This window comes from Thermaerobacillus caldiproteolyticus, assembly GCF_015326725.1.
GTDB classification, from domain to species: domain Bacteria; phylum Bacillota; class Bacilli; order Bacillales; family Anoxybacillaceae; genus Thermaerobacillus; species Thermaerobacillus caldiproteolyticus.
Genome location: NZ_CP064060.1, coordinates 646,351 through 664,524 on the forward strand (window position 1 = coordinate 646,351; position 18,174 = coordinate 664,524).

Annotated in this window: 21 protein-coding genes; all 21 read left to right on the plus strand. The window is 42.1% G+C overall.

The window, feature by feature from the left end; genetic code table 11:
* The 21 genes from fliM (at nt 1) to rpsB (ending at nt 18,133) form a co-directional block, all read left to right on the plus strand.
* Nucleotides 1–1,002, plus strand: a complete 1,002-nt coding sequence (gene fliM, locus ISX45_RS03415; RefSeq protein ID WP_194519969.1) for a flagellar motor switch protein FliM — start codon at nt 1–3, stop codon at nt 1,000–1,002.
* Nucleotides 992–2,233, plus strand: a complete 1,242-nt coding sequence (gene fliY, locus ISX45_RS03420; RefSeq protein WP_194519970.1) for a flagellar motor switch phosphatase FliY — start codon at nt 992–994, stop codon at nt 2,231–2,233. The genes fliM and fliY overlap by 11 nt, the downstream gene beginning before the upstream one ends.
* A 22-nt stretch (nt 2,234–2,255) precedes the next feature.
* The gene (locus ISX45_RS03425; RefSeq protein WP_181554920.1) at nt 2,256–2,615 is read left to right on the plus strand and encodes a chemotaxis protein CheY; all 360 of its coding nucleotides are present in this window, start codon (nt 2,256–2,258) and stop codon (nt 2,613–2,615) included.
* 21 nt (nt 2,616–2,636) lie between these two features.
* Nucleotides 2,637–3,302, plus strand: coding sequence for a flagella biosynthesis regulatory protein FliZ (fliZ, locus tag ISX45_RS03430; RefSeq protein ID WP_194519971.1), 666 nt, complete (start codon nt 2,637–2,639; stop codon nt 3,300–3,302).
* On the plus strand, nt 3,295–3,963 hold the full coding sequence (gene fliP, locus ISX45_RS03435; RefSeq protein ID WP_194519972.1) for a flagellar type III secretion system pore protein FliP: 669 nt from the start codon (nt 3,295–3,297) through the stop codon (nt 3,961–3,963). Before fliZ ends, fliP begins: the two co-directional genes overlap by 8 nt.
* Nucleotides 3,964–3,977: 14 nt before the next feature.
* A complete protein-coding gene (gene fliQ, locus ISX45_RS03440) occupies nt 3,978–4,247 on the plus strand; it encodes a flagellar biosynthesis protein FliQ (protein WP_181554917.1) in 270 nt (89 codons plus the stop codon).
* Nucleotides 4,248–4,253: 6 nt separating this feature from the next.
* Nucleotides 4,254–5,027: a flagellar biosynthetic protein FliR gene (gene fliR, locus ISX45_RS03445; RefSeq protein ID WP_194519973.1), complete on the plus strand. Its 774-nt coding sequence runs from the start codon at nt 4,254–4,256 to the stop codon at nt 5,025–5,027.
* On the plus strand, nt 5,028–6,110 hold the full coding sequence (gene flhB / locus ISX45_RS03450; protein ID WP_181554915.1) for a flagellar biosynthesis protein FlhB: 1,083 nt from the start codon (nt 5,028–5,030) through the stop codon (nt 6,108–6,110).
* 25 nt (nt 6,111–6,135) lie between these two features.
* Nucleotides 6,136–8,172: a flagellar biosynthesis protein FlhA gene (flhA, locus tag ISX45_RS03455; RefSeq protein WP_194519974.1), complete on the plus strand. Its 2,037-nt coding sequence runs from the start codon at nt 6,136–6,138 to the stop codon at nt 8,170–8,172.
* Nucleotides 8,169–9,299 carry a flagellar biosynthesis GTPase FlhF gene (gene flhF / locus ISX45_RS03460; RefSeq protein ID WP_194519975.1) on the plus strand — a complete coding sequence of 377 codons (1,131 nt, stop codon included), beginning with the start codon at nt 8,169–8,171 and terminating at the stop codon, nt 9,297–9,299. The genes flhA and flhF overlap by 4 nt, the downstream gene beginning before the upstream one ends.
* Nucleotides 9,296–10,165 (plus strand): MinD/ParA family protein, encoded by an 870-nt coding sequence (locus ISX45_RS03465; RefSeq protein ID WP_194519976.1) that lies wholly within the window; start codon nt 9,296–9,298, stop codon nt 10,163–10,165. Before flhF ends, ISX45_RS03465 begins: the two co-directional genes overlap by 4 nt.
* A 6-nt stretch (nt 10,166–10,171) precedes the next feature.
* Complete coding sequence (locus ISX45_RS03470) at nt 10,172–11,269, plus strand: protein-glutamate methylesterase/protein-glutamine glutaminase (protein WP_181554911.1); 1,098 nt, start codon at nt 10,172–10,174, stop codon at nt 11,267–11,269.
* Between the two features lie 5 nt (nt 11,270–11,274).
* A complete protein-coding gene (locus ISX45_RS03475) occupies nt 11,275–13,323 on the plus strand; it encodes a chemotaxis protein CheA (RefSeq protein WP_194519977.1) in 2,049 nt (682 codons plus the stop codon).
* A 43-nt stretch (nt 13,324–13,366) separates the two neighbouring features.
* Complete coding sequence (locus ISX45_RS03480) at nt 13,367–13,810, plus strand: chemotaxis protein CheW (protein ID WP_181554909.1); 444 nt, start codon at nt 13,367–13,369, stop codon at nt 13,808–13,810.
* 20 nt (nt 13,811–13,830) lie between these two features.
* Complete coding sequence (locus ISX45_RS03485; RefSeq protein WP_194519978.1) at nt 13,831–14,466, plus strand: chemotaxis protein CheC; 636 nt, start codon at nt 13,831–13,833, stop codon at nt 14,464–14,466.
* The gene (locus tag ISX45_RS03490; protein ID WP_194519979.1) at nt 14,459–14,965 is read left to right on the plus strand and encodes a chemotaxis protein CheD; all 507 of its coding nucleotides are present in this window, start codon (nt 14,459–14,461) and stop codon (nt 14,963–14,965) included. Before ISX45_RS03485 ends, ISX45_RS03490 begins: the two co-directional genes overlap by 8 nt.
* Nucleotides 14,965–15,276: a hypothetical protein gene (locus tag ISX45_RS03495; RefSeq protein ID WP_181554906.1), complete on the plus strand. Its 312-nt coding sequence runs from the start codon at nt 14,965–14,967 to the stop codon at nt 15,274–15,276. Before ISX45_RS03490 ends, ISX45_RS03495 begins: the two co-directional genes overlap by 1 nt.
* Before the next feature lie 38 nt (nt 15,277–15,314).
* Nucleotides 15,315–16,076 carry a FliA/WhiG family RNA polymerase sigma factor gene (locus ISX45_RS03500; RefSeq protein ID WP_181554905.1) on the plus strand — a complete coding sequence of 254 codons (762 nt, stop codon included), beginning with the start codon at nt 15,315–15,317 and terminating at the stop codon, nt 16,074–16,076.
* 382 nt (nt 16,077–16,458) lie between these two features.
* Nucleotides 16,459–16,710, plus strand: coding sequence for a hypothetical protein (locus ISX45_RS03505; RefSeq protein ID WP_233414465.1), 252 nt, complete (start codon nt 16,459–16,461; stop codon nt 16,708–16,710).
* Between the two features lie 9 nt (nt 16,711–16,719).
* A complete protein-coding gene (locus ISX45_RS03510) occupies nt 16,720–17,265 on the plus strand; it encodes a hypothetical protein (RefSeq protein ID WP_181554903.1) in 546 nt (181 codons plus the stop codon).
* 160 nt (nt 17,266–17,425) lie between these two features.
* Entirely contained in the window at nt 17,426–18,133 is a 708-nt protein-coding gene (gene rpsB, locus ISX45_RS03515) for a 30S ribosomal protein S2 (RefSeq protein ID WP_181554902.1), read from the plus strand.
* The last annotated feature ends 41 nt before the right edge of the window (nt 18,134–18,174 follow it).

The window sequence follows — 18,174 nt, forward strand, 5'->3', positions numbered from 1 at the left end:
ATGACGGGTGAAGTATTATCCCAAAGTGAAATTGACGCGCTATTAGCTGCGCTGTCAACCGGGGAAATGAGCGCCGAGGAGTTAATGAAGGAAGAAGAAGATAAGCGAGTGAAAGTTTATGATTTCAAGCGGGCGCTCCGCTTTTCAAAAGATCAAATCCGCAGTTTAACGCGCATCCATGAAAACTTTGCAAGATTATTAACAACTTTTTTCTCGGCGCAGTTACGAACATATGTACAAATATCAGTAGCAACGGCCGATCAAATTCCGTATGAAGAATTTATTCGCTCGATCCCGAAAATGACTGTTTTGAATGTATTTGAAGTTCCACCGCTCGATGGACATATTTTAATGGAAGTGAACCCAAATGTCGCTTATGCGATGTTGGATCGCGTGATGGGCGGACGGGGATCAAGCTTTAATAAAGTGGACAATTTAACGGAAATTGAAATGCGGATTATGTCCAATTTATTTGAAAAGGCGTTTCATAATTTGCGCGATGCATGGGAATCGATTGCGGAGATCGACCCGATTTTAGCTGAATTTGAGGTGAATCCGCAGTTTTTACAGATGGTTTCACCGAATGATACCGTTGTTGTCATTTCGTTAAATACACAAATTGCCGAAACAAGCGGAATGATTAATATTTGTATCCCACATGTCGTACTTGAACCGATTATACCGAGACTTTCCGTTCATTATTGGATGCAGACGCAGAAAAAGGAGCGGGCGCCAGAGGAAACAGAAGCGCTAGAAAAACGAATCAAGCTAGCCAAACTGCCGATTATCGCGGAACTCGGTACAGCAACGATTACGATTCAGGAATTTCTACAGCTTGATGTCGGTGATGTCATTCAACTTGACCAATCGATTCAACAACCACTTATTGTGAAAATTGGTGACATTCCTAAATTTGTAGGTCAGCCGGGAAAAATGAACAAACGACTGGCTGTACAAATTTTAGACAAGCTCAAGGGGGGAGAAGACAACGATGATGAGTGATGATATGTTATCCCAAGAAGAAATTGATGCGTTGTTGCGTGGAGAGAGTGATTTTGATGACACCCCATCCGTTGATGATGTGCTGTCTACGCTCGAGCAAGATACTTTAGGAGAAATTGGTAATATTTCATTTGGAAGCTCAGCAACAGCGCTGTCGATGTTATTAAATCAAAAAGTGGAAATTACAACACCAAATGTATCAATCATCCAGCGAAAAAACGTTGTCGATGAATTTCCGTTTCCATATGTCGCAATCCAAGTGAACTACACAGAGGGGTTTTTAGGCACCAACTTGCTTGTCATTAAACAAGAAGATGCTGCAATTATTGCTGATCTAATGCTAGGTGGAGACGGAAAAAATCCGGCCGAGTTATTAGGGGAAATTCAACTGAGCGCCGTGCAAGAAGCGATGAATCAAATGATGGGCTCAGCAGCTACTTCGATGTCAACGGTTTTTGGAAAAAGAGTCGATATTTCTCCCCCAAGCATTCATTTGCTGGATATCAAGGAAGGAGAAGGACTCGAATATTTGCCAGATGAAGATATATTTGTGAAAGTTTCGTTTCACTTAAAAATTGGTGACTTGATTGATTCTAATATTATGCAGCTGTTGCCGGTCGATTTTGCAAAAGAGCTTGTGCAAAATTTATTAGGTTCATCTAGTGCAAATGAATCTTCTTCCGATACAATGGATGGAGGACAGAGTAACGCAGGAAAAGAAGAGGCTTCTCTTTTGGAAAGCTCTCATCATGAAACAGCTGTATCAGCAGGTGACAAAGTTCACCTTGTTCATGAACCGCAACCGACAGCAGCACCATATGTTTCCCACGGAGGGGATGCACCTTATCAGGCAGCGTATCAACAGCCGCAAGGACCAAATCATTTTGGAACGCATGTAGGAATGGGGCAGCATCACGTTCAACCGGTTGATTTTGCAAGCTTCGAACCTGTTTCCTTAGCTGAGACCGAGGCGAAAAACTTGACGATGCTCCTTGATATTCCATTACAAGTAACGGTAGAGCTAGGTCGCACGAGACGCTCTGTCCAAGATATTTTAAATTTGTCGTCAGGCTCGATTATCGAACTAGATAAGCTAGCTGGAGAGCCAGTCGATATATTAGTCAATAACAAGCTAATTGCAAAAGGAGAAGTTGTGGTCATTGACGAAAATTTCGGTGTCCGCGTCACCGATATTATTAGTCAAAGTGACCGCTTGAAAAAATTAAAATAGTTGTTTAGGAGGTTTGTTGCAAATGGCAAGAATACTAATCGTGGATGATGCAGCATTTATGCGAATGATGATCAAGGACATTTTAACGAAAAACGGGCATGAAGTTGTGGCGGAAGCAGCTGATGGCTTGCAAGCAGTAGAAAAGTATAAAGAAACGCGTCCCGATTTAGTTACGATGGATATTACGATGCCGGAGATGGACGGCATTACAGCATTGAAAGAAATTAAAAAGTTTGATAGCAACGCCAAAATCATTATGTGTTCAGCAATGGGGCAGCAAGCGATGGTAATTGACGCCATTCAAGCGGGAGCAAAAGACTTTATCGTTAAGCCATTCCAAGCTGATCGTGTTCTTGAGGCCATTAACAAAACACTTGGATAAACAATAAGAGGTGGAACAAGTTTGTTTCGTTTGCGAATCATTTCTTTGTTTTTATGTATCGTGATGTTTATTGCTTCGCAAACAGGGTTTCCTGTTTTTGCGGAGCAATCTCCTACTGTGAAAGAGTGTTTACAACATCCAGACACATGTCAAGATCAGTCGACCGCAACGAAAAGTGACTCCCATTCTTCGGCGGTGCAGGCGGCCCCTTCTTTTTCGGTTTGGGATATCGTGAAACTCATTGGTGCGACCGCCTTCGTTCTTCTATTGATTTATGGCTTGTTGCGGTTTATGAATCAGCGTGGACGTTTGCTTTCAGGAAAGCGCGGAATTATTGAACACCTTGGCGGTACGAGTGTTGGTACGAACCGATCTGTACAGCTATTGAAAGTGGGAAACCGCATTTTGGTCATCGGAGTCGGGGAGTCGATTCAACTGTTGCGGGAAATTGACGATGAGGAAGAAATCAATGAAATCTTATCTATGCATAACGAAAAGCTGCAACAAATGTTGGAGCCGAATCGCTGGATTTCCTCTTTGCGAGCGCCCTTTACGCAGAGGAAAGAGACTGCCAGCGAGGAAATCCCGTTTCGCGACATCTTTGCGAAGCAAATGCAGGAGCTATCGAACAAACGCAATGAATTGTTAAAGCAGATTGAACAGAAGGGAACAGCGTCTGATGAGTGAATTTATGCAATTTTTTAACCAAGTTGCTCCTGAACATGTCTCAATGTCTGTAAAATTGTTGCTGTTATTGACGGTATTATCTATCGCACCAGGCATTTTAATTATGATGACTTGCTTTACACGCATTATTATTGTGTTGTCGTTTGTTCGTACGTCGCTTGGAACACAGCAAATGCCTCCAAACCAAGTATTAATCGGTCTGGCTCTATTTTTAACGTTTTTCATTATGGCCCCTACGTTTAAGGAGATTAATGACCAAGCGCTTCAGCCGCTGTTTTCTGAAAAAATTAATCTAGAGCAAGCGTATGAACGCGCTTCGGTGCCGATTAAAGAGTTTATGAGCAAGCAGACTCGTCAAAAAGATTTAGCCTTATTTTTATCATACAGCGGCATCGAAAAACCGAAAAGCGTGAAAGATATTCCGTTGACGGCACTTGTTCCTGCGTTTGCGATTAGCGAAATTAAGACAGCATTTCAAATGGGATTTATGATTTTCATTCCGTTTCTCGTCATCGATATGGTGGTGGCAAGCGTGCTGATGTCCATGGGAATGATGATGCTTCCGCCGGTAATGATTTCGCTGCCATTTAAAATTTTACTGTTTGTGCTTGTAGATGGCTGGTATTTAGTTGTGAAATCATTGCTTGAAAGTTTTCAATAAAGTAGGTGACATACGTGAGTGCTGATTTCGTGATTCATATGGCGGAACGCGGCGTATATACGACTTTAATCGTTTGTGGTCCGCTGCTGTTACTAGCCCTTGCCGTAGGGTTGATTATTAGCATTTTTCAAGCGACGACGCAAATTCAAGAGCAAACGCTCGCATTTGTGCCGAAAATTGTCGCTGTTTTACTTGGTCTTGTTTTTTTTGGACCGTGGATGCTTTCTAGAATGGTTTCGTACGCGTATGATATTTTTAATAATTTAACGAGATTTATAGGCTGATGAAAGATGGAACAGCTGTTTTCAAATTTCTCAGCGTTTTTATTAGTATTTGCTCGAGTGGCTTCCTTTTTTGCCACATTGCCGCTATTTTCGTACCGAACGATTCCCGCTGCTCATAAAATCGGATTATCGTTCTTTATCAGTTGGATTATGTTTTTTACGATTCCAAAAGAACAAATTGCTCTTGATGAGACGTATGTACTACTTGTAATTAAAGAGGTGCTTGTCGGCCTTTGCATTGGATTGTTTGCGTACATGATTGTTTCAGCGATTCAAATCGTCGGTGGACTCATCGATTTTCAGATGGGATTTGCGATTGCGAACGTCATCGACCCGCAAACAGGTGCCCAAAGTCCGTTAATGGGACAGTATTTTTATACCTTTGCTTTATTGTTGTTGTTGGCGGTGAACGGGCATCACGTGCTATTAGATGGAGTATTTTATAGTTACCGATTCATCCCGCTTCATCGTTGGGCTTTGTTTGATCAAGGACATGCCATTGAGTATGTCATTAAAGCATTTAGTCAAATGTTTGTGATCGCCTTCCAAATGTCGGTACCGATTGTTGGTTGCTTATTTTTAGTCGATGTAGCTTTAGGAATTGTTGCAAGAACAGTACCGCAATTAAATATTTTTGTCGTGGGATTGCCGGTGAAAATTGTTGTTACCTTTATCTTGTTAATGGTGACGATGACAACCATGTTTGTCGCTGTCCAGCATTTGTTTGAAACGATGTTTGTATCGATGCGGGAGTTTATGAGTTTGCTAGGGGGCAAATAAATGAATAGATTGCGCCTGGATTTGCAGTTTTTTGCCGGAGAAAAGACAGAGAAAGCGACGCCGCGAAAACGCCAAGAAGTGCGCGAAAAAGGACAAGTCGCCAAAAGTGCCGATGTCAATACCGCTGTTGTGTTGCTTGTTGTCTTTATCGTTCTACTATTTTCTGGTCATTTGTACAAAGATGTATTTTTACGTCTATTGCGTCAGTCGTTGGAACAATATATGTTTACCGACATAACCATCGATTCCGTTCATGCGGTGTTTATCCGCATCCTCAAAGACATCGCAGGAACGATTGCACCGATTTTTTGCGCAGCCATCGCCGGGGCATTTTTTGCTAACTTTTTACAAGTGGGCTTCTTGTTTACGACAGAACCGCTGCAAATAAAGTTAAGCAAACTCGATCCGATTCAAGGATTCAAACGAATTGTATCGTTGCGATCCATCGTAGAATTATTAAAGTCGATTTTGAAAATAACGGTTATTGGAGTCGTCACCTTTTCTGTTTTATGGTTTGAGCTTGATCATATTTTATCGTTAACAACGCAATCGCTTGATACGACATTAAGCTCGTTAGCTAGTTTAGCGGTGAAAATGGGGCTTTATGCTTCCGCTGCTTTATTGTTCCTTGCTTTTTTCGATTATTTATATCAACGTTTTGATTTTGAAAAAAATATCCGCATGTCCAAGCAAGACATTAAAGATGAGTATAAGAAAACAGAAGGCGATCCCCTAATCAAATCAAAAATTAAGCAAAAACAACGGGAAATGGCGATGAAGCGAATGATGCAAGAAGTGCCGAAAGCGGATGTCGTCATCACCAACCCTACGCACTATGCGATCGCACTGAAGTACGAAGACGGAAAGATGGACGCGCCGGTTGTAGTGGCAAAAGGTGTTGACTATATAGCGTTAAAGATTAAACAACTAGCAAAAGAGCATGATGTCGTCACCGTGGAAAATCGTCCGCTTGCTCAAGCGCTCTATCATCAGACAGAGATTGGCGATATGATACCAGAGCAATTTTTCAAGGCGGTTGCTGAAATTTTAGCGTACGTATATCGTCTAAAACGAAAAGTTTAGTAGAACATTCAAGGAGAGAAATTTCATGCCAGCAAGAGATTTATCGGTATTATTGATGGTTGTATTAATTGTAGCGATGTTGATTATTCCGCTGCCGTCGTGGCTGCTTAGCGTTCTCATTATTATCAATATTTCTCTTGCGCTTTTAGTTCTCCTTACTTCCATGAATATGCGTGAACCGTTACAATTTTCGATTTTTCCTTCTTTATTGCTGTTGCTGACGTTGTTTCGCTTAGGGCTTAACGTGTCAACCACGCGCTCGATTTTAAGTAAAGGGGAAGCTGGCGGTGTCGTCGAAACATTTGGCACATTCGTAGTTGGTGGAAACGTCGTTGTCGGCTTCGTTGTTTTCTTAATTTTAATTATCATTCAATTTGTCGTCATTACGAAAGGGGCAGAGCGCGTATCGGAAGTAGCGGCACGTTTTACATTAGATGCGATGCCGGGAAAACAAATGAGCATTGATGCTGATTTGAACGCAGGGATGATTTCAGAGCAACAAGCGCGTGAACGCCGCGAAAAAGTGGCGCAGGAAGCCGATTTTTATGGAGCAATGGACGGTGCAAGCAAATTCGTAAAAGGAGACGCTATTGCCGGCATTATCATCGTTGTGATTAATATGCTGTTTGGAATGGTCGTTGGGGTTGTTCAGCAAGGGCTTGATGTCGCTGAAGCGGCGCAACGGTATACGTTATTGACCGTTGGGGACGGCATTGTCAGCCAAATTCCGGCGTTGCTTATTTCAACTGCGACTGGTATTGTTGTGACCCGCGCAGCATCAGATAGCAACCTTGGTGCTGATATTATGAGGCAGCTTTTTGCGTTTCCAAAAATGCTTTATGTGACAGCAGGCACTATTTTTCTATTAGGATTGTTGACGCCGATTAATGATGTATTAACGATTCCGATTGCTGGATTGCTTGCGCTTGGGGGATATCATTTCTCTGCTAAGCCGATGAAAGAAGAAGAGATGTCTGTAGAAGAGCAAGAAGAAGCAGAGATGGATCAAATGAAAAGTCCGGAAAGTGTTGTCAACCTATTAAGTGTTGATCCGATTGAGTTTGAATTTGGATACGCGCTGATTCCACTTGCTGATGCGAATCAAGGCGGTGATTTGCTCGATCGCATTGTTATGATTCGCCGGCAATTAGCATTAGAGCTAGGCTTAGTGATCCCCGTTGTTCGAATTCGCGACAATATTCAGCTGCAGCCAAACGAATATCGTCTCAAAATTAAAGGGGACGAAGTGGCACGAGGAGAACTGCTGCTTGACCATTATTTGGCGATGAGTCCCGGCGTAGAAGATGATTCGATCGAGGGAATTGATACTGTTGAACCGGCGTTTGGGCTGCCGGCAAAATGGATTTCGGAGGACATGAAGGAACAAGCAGAAATGTTGGGCTATACCGTTGTCGATCCGCCATCGGTTGTCTCGACGCATATTACGGAAGTACTGAAGGCGCATGCCCATGAGCTGTTAGGACGACAAGAAACAAAACAATTAGTTGACCATCTGAAAGAGTCGTATCCGATATTAGTCGAAGAAGTCACACCAACCCCGCTTTCGATTGGTGACGTTCAAAAGGTGCTAGCCAAATTATTAAAAGAAAAAGTATCCATTCGCAATTTGCCGGTCATTTTCGAGACATTAGCCGATTTTGCCCGAATGACGAGCGATACCGATGTATTGACAGAATATGTACGTCAAGCATTAGCGCGACAAATCACAAGTCAATATGTTGTAGCGGGGGAACCGTTACGAGTCATTACGTTGTCTGGAAAAGTGGAAAAAGCGATTGCGGAGGGAGTTCATCAGACAGAACACGGAAATTACTTATCATTAGATCCGTCTGTATCACAAGCAATTATAGAAGCGGTGGCATCTCAGCTTGAACAACATTCGCTTCAAAATCAGACGCCGATTTTACTTTGTTCGCCTGCTGTTCGGATGTATGTTCGCCAATTAACGGAGAGATATTTTCCGAATGTTCCTGTATTATCCTATAACGAACTAGAGGCAAACGTTGAAGTTCAAAGCGTTGGGATGGTGGATATTGAATGAAAGTGAAAAAGTTTGTTGCGCCTTCCATGCCGGAAGCCATGAAAATGATTCGTGCCGAATTAGGAAGTGACGCGGTCATTTTAAATTCGAAAGTCGTCCATAAAGGCGGTTTTTTCGGGCTGTTTACAAAAAAAAATATTGAAGTCATCGCAGCTGTTGACCCAAAACCAGCACGTTCGGCGGCGGCGGAGAAAAGGGATGCCTCTCGCTCGTTCACCTCTTTGGTAGAGGAAAAAAAGCCGCTGGAAGATGCGGCATTGTTGCATGAGTTACATGAATTAAAGACAATGATCAAGCAGCTGTCTACCAATGTGACAACCGAGTTTGCCCAATATCCTCAACCGCTAAATGAACTAAACGACTTGCTTGTGGAGCAAGAAGTTTCAAGCGATCTGCGTCAAGACATTATGGCACATCTGTTAGAGCGCTGGTATTTGCACCATGCCAATGCTACTAAAGAGCAATTGTTCATGTGGGCAAAGGAAGTAGTAGGAAAACAGTTAGAAGGACTTGCTTTTGGCGGAATTTCGTTTAATAAGAAATACGTAAATGTCGTCGGACCGACGGGAGTAGGCAAAACGACAACATTGGCGAAAATGGCGGCTGAATGTGTCTTAAAGCATCGAAAAAAAGTCGCATTTATGACAACGGATACGTATCGGATTGCCGCGATTGATCAATTAAAAACATATGCCAAAATTTTAGATGTGCCACTGGAAGTTTGTTATAATATGGAAGATTTTCAGGAGGCTAAGAAAAAGCTAGAACACTATGACATCGTCTTTATCGATACAGCCGGACGAAATTTTCGTAACCCACAATATGTGAACGATCTACAGAAAATCATTGATTTTAATGAAGAAATGGAAACGTTCCTTGTCCTCGCTTTAACGGCAAAATGGATCGATATGAAAGCGATATACGAACAGTTTGCTGCTATTCACATCGATCGATTCATTTTCACGAAATTGGATGAAACAAGCCATTATGGGGCGATGCTTCGATTAATGGTCGATTCGAAAATTGGTGCGGCGTATTTGACGAATGGTCAAAATGTTCCTGATGACATTATTGAGGCATCCCCAGAAATGGTGGCGAATATATTGTTTGGGGTCGAGCGAAGATGAGAGATCAAGCAGAAAGTTTACGGTTGCGATTAAGTCAGATGAATCAAAAAAAAGAAACAAAAGCCATTGCGGTCATGAGCGGAAAAGGCGGTGTCGGGAAATCGAATTTTTCCTTAAATTTTTCTCTTAGTCTATCCAAACAAGGCTTTAACGTATTGTTGTTTGACATGGATATCGGTATGGCAAATATTGATATTTTACTAGGTCAACCGTCCCACACAACGATAATCGATTTGTTTCATCAGCACCTTTCGATTCACGATCTTATCAAAAAAGGACCAGAAAACCTATCATTTATCGCTGGTGGAACAGGATTAACGAAAATTTTTACGATGGATGAGGAAAAAGTTCATTATTTTCTAAACGAATTGCAATCCGTTTCCGCCCAATATGACTACTTTATTTTTGATATGGGGGCTGGGATTTCCGAAGACCGGCTGCAATTGCTAAGATCTGTCCATGAAATTTTTGTGATTACGACACCAGAGCCAACAGCTATTACCGACGCTTATGCCGCAATGAAATATATTCATATGCTAGACAAAAACATTCCTTTTTATTTAGTTGTTAACCGAGCACTCACCGATCAAGAAGGTCGGGAAACGCTGCAAAGGTTAACCAATGCTATGAAACATTTTCTTGGAAAAGAGGTAACAAAACTCGGTGTTTTGCCGGAAGACCGCGCTGTACTAAGGGCGGTAACGAAACAAACTCCATTTGTACTTTTTGATCCGACAACAAAAGTAAGCCGTGCGATGTTCCGGCTTACAGACCGATATTTAGCGAACCGGACGGCGGATGAAGAATTGCTCTCTCGTTCATCCAACTTTTTTACTAGAATTAGGAAATTCTTGTTAGAAAGGTAGGGACTCATGAAAACCATTCATGTATTAGTTGTTGATGACTCTGCCTTTATGCGAAAAGTTATTACCGATTTTTTATCTGAACACCCGCAAATCAAGGTGATTGGAACGGCACGAAACGGCAAAGATGCTCTCGAAAAAATTTCGTCTCTGAGGCCAGATGTTGTCACATTAGATGTCGAGATGCCGGTGATGAACGGATTAGAGGCGTTAAAACAAATCATGCACGAGCATCCGCTTCCGGTGGTGATGTTGTCGAGCACGACGAAAGAGGGAGCGGAAAACACAATTTTAGCGATGCAGTACGGAGCGATTGATTTTGTCACGAAGCCGTCCGGAACGATTTCGCTTGATTTGCACAAGGTAAAAGAAGAACTCATTCATAAAGTTATTTTGGCCAGCCGCGCGAACTTGCGCACGATGGAAAAGCAGGCGCGCATAGAAACAACAACTAGTCCGCTTCTTCAGTCATATAGTAAAATAGAACTAAAGCCGTCGCGACCGATTTCTTCAACTGCACGTCAGAAAAAAATTGTTTGTATCGGTACATCGACGGGGGGACCGCGTGCCCTGCAACAAGTGTTAACACAACTGCCAAAACATATAGCCGCTCCCATCGTTATTGTTCAACATATGCCAAAGGGATTTACGAAATCGTTAGCGCAGCGCCTCGATTCCCTCTCTCGCATTCATGTAAAAGAGGCAGAAGATGGGGAAGTATTACAAAATGGCACGGCTTACATTGCGCCAGGGGGATTCCATTTGCTAGTCGCTCGCTCCGGAGAGGCGCTTGTAGCCCGGGTGGAACAATCGCTACCGCGAAATGGGCATCGTCCATCTGTCGATGTGTTATTCGAATCGGTCAGCGATCTATCAGACTATGAAAAAATTGCGGTCATTATGACAGGAATGGGATCCGATGGAACAGCGGGGTTAAGGAAGCTAAAAGAAAGCGGAAATACAAAGGCGATTGCGGAATCAGAGGAAACAGCGGTCGTATTCGGAATGCCAAAAGCGGCGATTGCCGCGAATATCGTTGATCACGTTACTCCTTTAGAAAAAATCGCAGAAACGATGATGAAATATGTAGACGGGCAAGGGGTGTAGAAGCCATGGATATGAGCCAATATTTAGAAGTGTTTGTTGATGAAAGCAAAGAGCATTTGCAGACGATTAATGAGCAACTGTTGGAGTTGGAGAAAAGTCCTGACGATATTTCAATCGTCAATGAAATTTTCCGCTCGGCGCATACGTTAAAAGGCATGTCAGCAACGATGGGGTTTGAAGATTTGGCTAACTTAACCCATAAAATGGAAAATGTATTAGACGGTATTCGTAACCATAAAATTACCGTTACTCCGGAAATATTGGACGTCGTCTTTCGTGCCGTTGATGATTTGGAGGCAATGGTGAACTCCATTGCTGAAGGTGGGGACGGCAAACGAGATGTAGAAGAGGTTGTCGAACAATTAAAACGTATTGAACAAGGGGAATCGCCAGTTGCGACGAAAACTGAGCGAACAACGCATTCTTCTAATGCAACGCTGACACAAACGTATGGAGAGTTTGAGTACAATGTGTTGCAACAATCAAAAGAGCAAGGATTTTTTACCTACGAGATTCGCGTCAAATTGCGTGCGGATTGCTTGTTGAAAGCAGCGCGTGTGTTTATGGTATTTGAAACATTGAATCAAGTAGGAGAGGTCATTAAATCAAATCCGCCTGCGGAGCTATTAGAAGAAGAACAGTTCGACCAAGAGTTTATTGTCACAGTCGTTTCAAAAGAATCAGAAGACGAGCTGTATCGACGAGTTATGAAAGTTTCCGAGCTTGAAGAAGTCACTGTGACCCGATTTGATATAGATGAACTAAAAGGAACGAACGAACACGACATATCAGAGTCGGAAGTTCATCAACAAAAAATGGAAGTAGCCGCGACATTGCAAAAGGAAGAAAAAAAGGGAAAAAAACATGAACAAGAAACAAGCACAACGCACAAACAAACGACGGCAGTGAATAAAACGATTCGCGTGAATATTGAACGGCTCGATATTTTAATGAACTTATTTGAGGAACTCGTCATCGACAGAGGACGGTTAGAACAAATTTCTCGTGAATTAAATAACCCAGAACTTCATGAGACAGTAGAACGAATGTCGCGCATCTCAAGCGATCTGCAAAACATTATTTTAAATATGCGAATGGTGCCGGTTGAAACAGTCTTTAATCGCTTTCCGAGAATGGTGCGACAATTGGCGCGTGACTTGGGTAAACAAATCCATTTAGAAATCATCGGAGCAGAAACAGAATTAGACCGCACTGTCATTGATGAAATTGGTGATCCGCTCGTTCACTTGCTTCGCAACGCGATAGACCACGGCATCGAAACGCCGGATGTGCGCCGTGCCAAAGGCAAACCTGAAGAAGGAACGGTAAAGTTAAAGGCATATCACAGCGGTAACCATGTATTTATCGAAATCGAAGACGACGGTGCTGGCATTAACCGTGAAAAAGTACTGCAAAAAGCGATCAATAAAGGAATTATCTCGAAACAAAATGCAGCAAATCTAACGGATAAACAAGTATATGAGCTTATTTTTGCTTCTGGCTTTTCTACTGCTGATAAAATTTCTGATATTTCCGGGCGCGGGGTCGGGCTGGATGTTGTGAAAAGTACGATTGAGTCGCTCGGCGGTTCAGTAACGATTGATTCTCAAGAAGGAGTCGGCTCAATCTTTTCCATTCAATTGCCGTTAACGTTGTCGATCATTTCGGTCATGCTTGTTGAAATTCAAGATGAAAAATATGCGATTCCACTATCTTCGATTATTGAAACGGCTATGATTAAAAAAGAGGATATTTTACATGCCCATAATCAAAAAGTGATCGATTTCCGTGGAAAAGTTGTCCCTCTTTTATTCTTAAGAGATATTTTTGAAGTGCCTGTTTCCAAAGAAGAAAGCGATACGTTATCTGTTGTTATCGTTCGCAAAGGAGAAAAAATGGCAGGTCTTGTTGTTGACTCATTTATCGGTCAGCAAGAAGTCGTATTAAAATCATTAGGAAACTACTTAACATCTGTGTTCGCCATTTCTGGCGCAACCATTTTAGGAGACGGCCAAGTAGCGCTAATCATTGATTGTAATGCGTTAATCAAATAAAACGACAAAACGACGACCTTGTTTCCGAAAGGAGAAAACGAAAATGATGGAAGTTCAAGAGGCAGAGTTAAAAGTCATCGTGTTTCAATTAAAAGATGAGGAGTATGCCATTCCTGTTCAGCAAGTTCGTTCCATCGAAAAAGTGCAACACATTACCCGCGTTCCGCGCACTCCTCATTTTGTAAAAGGGGTTATTAATTTACGGGGAGTAGTGACGCCTATTATCGACTTACGAGAGCGGTTCGGAATCGAGGCAGCGCCTTTTTCTGAACAGACACGCATCATTATTGTTGCTGTCGACGAAGTGGAAGTCGGTTTTATTGTCGATGCGGCTAATGATGTATTAGACATTCCAGCACATAGCATTGAGCCTACTCCTGAAGTAATTGAAGCGGTAGAAGTTGACTATATTCACGGTGTGGCAAAGATTGACAAAAGACTCCTCATTTTGCTTGATTTAGAAAAAGTATTAGAAAAACACTCGTAACAAATTAGGCGGGGATACAAATGCCGTACTTAAGTGGCTTGAATGATGATCATATAGATATCTTAAAAGAAATCGGAAACATCGGGGCGGGAAATGCGGCGACAGCCCTTTCCCAATTACTAAACAAAAAAATCGAAATGACGGTTCCAAATGTGCAAATTGTTTCCTTCGATGAAGTGATGGAACTAGTCGGCGGGGCCGAGCATGTTGTAGCTTCTGTTTTTCTACGTATTGAAGGGGACGCTCCGGGCAATATGTTTTTCGTTCTGTCTTTGCCTCAAGCGGAGCGTTTTATCCAACAAATGACGGGAGACGCACAATTTTCATTTACAGGCCAGCAATCAGAATTAGGGGTATCTGCATTCCAAGAGTTAGGAAATATATTAGCCGGATCGTACCTTTCCGCGCTGGCGGACTTTACTCATTTGAAACTATATCCGTCTGTACCTGCGCTAACGGTTGATATGATTGGGGCTATTTTACAATATGGGCTGATTGAGTTGTCGCGTGTTGGCGATTATGCCATTGTCATTGATACGGCTCTACATGAAGAACAACAACCACAAGATAGCGTTAACGGGCACTTCTTTTTACTCCCTGATCCAGATTCGTTCGCACCTATTTTTCGTGCGTTAGGTGTGGAACTTCATGAATGAAATTGTTCAGGTTGTCAAAGTCGGCATTGCTGATATGAATGTTGTCAAAGCCCCAAATGTCATTCGAACATCTGGATTAGGGTCATGTGTCGGAGTGGTGATTTTTGATCATATGAAAGAAGTGGCTGGGTTAGCGCATGTCATGTTACCTGATTCATCGTTAGCGCGTGCGGAAAACATCAATGTAGCTAAATATGCTGACACAGCGATAGAGGCGTTGATTCATCTTGTTGTTCAAGCAGGCGGAAGAAAAGGAGTCTTAAAGGCAAAAATGGCTGGGGGAGCGCAAATGTTCCAGTTTCAATCTACCTCTGCGAATACGGATATGATGAGAATTGGACCGAGAAATGTAGAAGCAGTCAAACAACAATTGCACCGCTTTCATATTCCGATTATCGCAGAAGATGTTGGGGGAAACAGCGGACGAACGATCGAATTTAATCCAAAAACAGGGCTGTTGTTGATTCGTACAGTCAGCCAAGGGGTAAAGGAAATATAATGGCAAGTTGGTGGAATTTATTATTGGGATTATTCGGATTGCTCATCGTCTTCCTCCTTTCTTTTTCCGCGAATAATGTAATGACAACAGTGATCCGAAGCATTACGGCGTTTATTATCTTCTTTTTCAGCGGATATGTTTTTCGGTGGATGATTGCTTACATTCGAAAGGATCAAACAGAGCCTCCCCTTATGTTAAATGAAGAAGAATTACAATCATTGACGAAAGAGCTGACGGAAGACGAAGCGAAAAAAATAGCCGACTATATTCGCCATATCACGAATCATCCTAATGATGGCAAAAATCAGTAAAACGATCGGTCGGTTTCTAGCGAACGAGGAGGGGTACAATGACCAACATCTCAGCGAGCGAAGAACAGAAACATTGGAACAATTGGATATATCATCGCGATCCGCAAGCTGGCGATGAACTTGTACAAAAATATATGCCACTCGTTCATTATCATGTTCAACGAATGATTGCGTCTTTACCGAAAAATATCAATCATCAAGAGTTAATCAGTTTTGGTTTAATGGGTCTTTACGACGCGCTCGAAAAATTTGACCCTTCTCGCGATTTAAAATTCGATACCTACGCTTCGTTTCGTATTCGCGGTGCCATTTTGGACGGATTAAGAAAAGAAGATTGGCTTCCGCGCAGCACAAGAGAAAAGGCCAAAAAAATTGAAGCAACGATTGAAAAGCTAGAGCAACGATATATGCGAACCGTTACAGCCAAAGAAGTGGCGGATGAATTAGGAATGACCGAAGAAGAAGTATATAGCGTAGTGAATGAAGGATTTTTTGCCAACGTTTTATCGCTTCACGATCGACCAAACGAAAATGAAGAGGAAGACAGTTCGTTAGCGATTCGTGATGAACAAGCGCTCTCCCCTGAGGAAATAGTGTTAAAACAAGAACTATATGAAAAGCTGGCTGAAGTGATTCAACAATTAAGCGAAAAAGAGCAACTCGTCATTAGCTTATTTTATAAAGAGGAGCTCACCTTAACAGAGATTGGACAAATCATGGGGCTTTCGACGTCAAGAATTTCACAAATTCACTCAAAGGCTATTTTTAAGCTGCGAAAAATTCTTGAACAAGCTTTTTAGTTTCTTGACACTCCCACAGCTATAACAGCAAGGTTCTTGGGTGATTCGACCGATGGGCATTTTTCCATCGGATATGGCTCAAGTTCAGGGGAGGTATCCCCTCTCACGGCAGCGCATATAGTTCCGTAGACATGCGCTCTATGATCAAGCATGTCTGATATTCGGTTTAGTGTTTTGATATTTTGTTCTTAATGGCTTCGTAGGTTTTACGTTCAACAAGAGTTTGGCTGAGCTATTTCTTACCTATGCAGTTTTTAAAGAAGAACGAAACATCAGTTCTTGTTTTATCATAGTATATGTCGGAAAAGTTAATAGGGTGAAGGACTGTCCAAGTTGATTCGTCTTAGGTACACCTTGCCTGTGTATTTCGGTAAAGGAAGTGATGAATGTGAGTTTAAAGTTGGTTGAGTTACAAATCGCACTTCCAAGAATGTACGATGTTGGAAAAATACAAGACGAACTGCAGCAACAGCCGCAGCTTGTGCAAGCACATCTCACTCAAGAGACGCAAAAACAAGACGAACGTATGCGTCGGCAAGTAACGCAGAAGCGCTCAAGTGCAAACGTTCGTCGCGAAAAAGAAAGCGAAACTATGCATCCGTACAAAGGAAACAACATTGATGTCAAGGGATAGAGGGGTTCAATGATAGCGTTTTTATTAGTCGTTAGTTTCATATTACATGCCATTTCGTTTTTAGTGATCATTTTATTATATTTGCAATGGTCAAAAGTAAAAGAAGTTGAAAAGCGGCAAACGCAACTAATCAAAGACATCGAACATACCGTTTCCGCCTATTTAGTAGAATGGAAGGAAGAAAATGACCGTTTCCTTAATGCGTTATCTGAAGCAGTCAATCAGCCGGCTGATGAAGTGATAACATCATCATCGAAATCTCCTAGCTCGGAGCCGGAACAAAGTCTTCCGCCGCATAGCAACACGGCGACACCATCATCGAAGACAAACACTCATTCATCATCGCAAACGGTAGCGCCGGTGGAACAAGAGTGGCCAACGCATCTTCCGAACATCGAAGCCATCACCGACAAAGTTGAGATTGGCTCTTCTTCATCCATCGCTGAGCGAGCGATACAATTACATAAAAATGGAAAAACAATCGAAGAAATCGCGAAGATTTTAAAAAAAGGAAAAACAGAAATTGAGCTGTTGCTTAAATTTCGGCAAAGGTAGTCAAATATAGCTTGATTGTCACTTTTAGTTGTGATATATTTTTACATGGTGTGAATACACACGCTCATCGATTTAAGCAAAGGTGCTGACGAGTGAGTCAGTCTTGCTTAAAGATGAAATGGGCGGAGGAATCAAAACCAAACAAGTAGGAGGAAAAAGCATGTCAGTCATTTCTATGAAGCAATTGCTTGAAGCTGGTGTACACTTCGGGCACCAAACTCGCCGTTGGAACCCAAAAATGAAAAAATATATTTTCACAGAGCGCAACGGCATTTATATCATCGACTTACAAAAAACAGTAAAAAAAGTCGAGGAAGCATACAACTTCGTGAAAGAATTAGCAGCTAACGGCGGAAAAATCTTGTTCGTTGGTACGAAAAAACAAGCGCAAGATTCTGTTAAAGAAGAAGCAGAACGTTCCGGTATGTTCTATGTAAACCAACGTTGGTTAGGCGGTACGTTAACCAACTTTGAAACGATTCAAAAGCGCATTAAGCGTTTAAAAGAAATTGAGAAAATGGAAGAAGACGGCATATTTGATGTATTGCCGAAAAAAGAAGTCATCCGCTTAAAGAAAGAACAAGAACGCTTAGAGAAATTTTTAGGCGGCATTAAAGAAATGAAACAACTACCGGATGCATTGTTTGTCATCGACCCACGTAAAGAGCGCATCGCTGTAGCAGAAGCGCGTAAATTAAACATTCCGGTCATCGGTATTGTTGATACAAACTGCGATCCAGATGAAATCGACTACGTCATTCCAGCGAACGACGACGCGATTCGTGCAGTAAAACTTCTTACATCTAAAATTGCCGATGCGATTTTAGAAGCAAAACAAGGCGAAGAAGCAGTTGTAGCCGCTGAGTAATGTTTGGAAAGGTGATAAGAGGGGAAAGCCTTTTATCACCT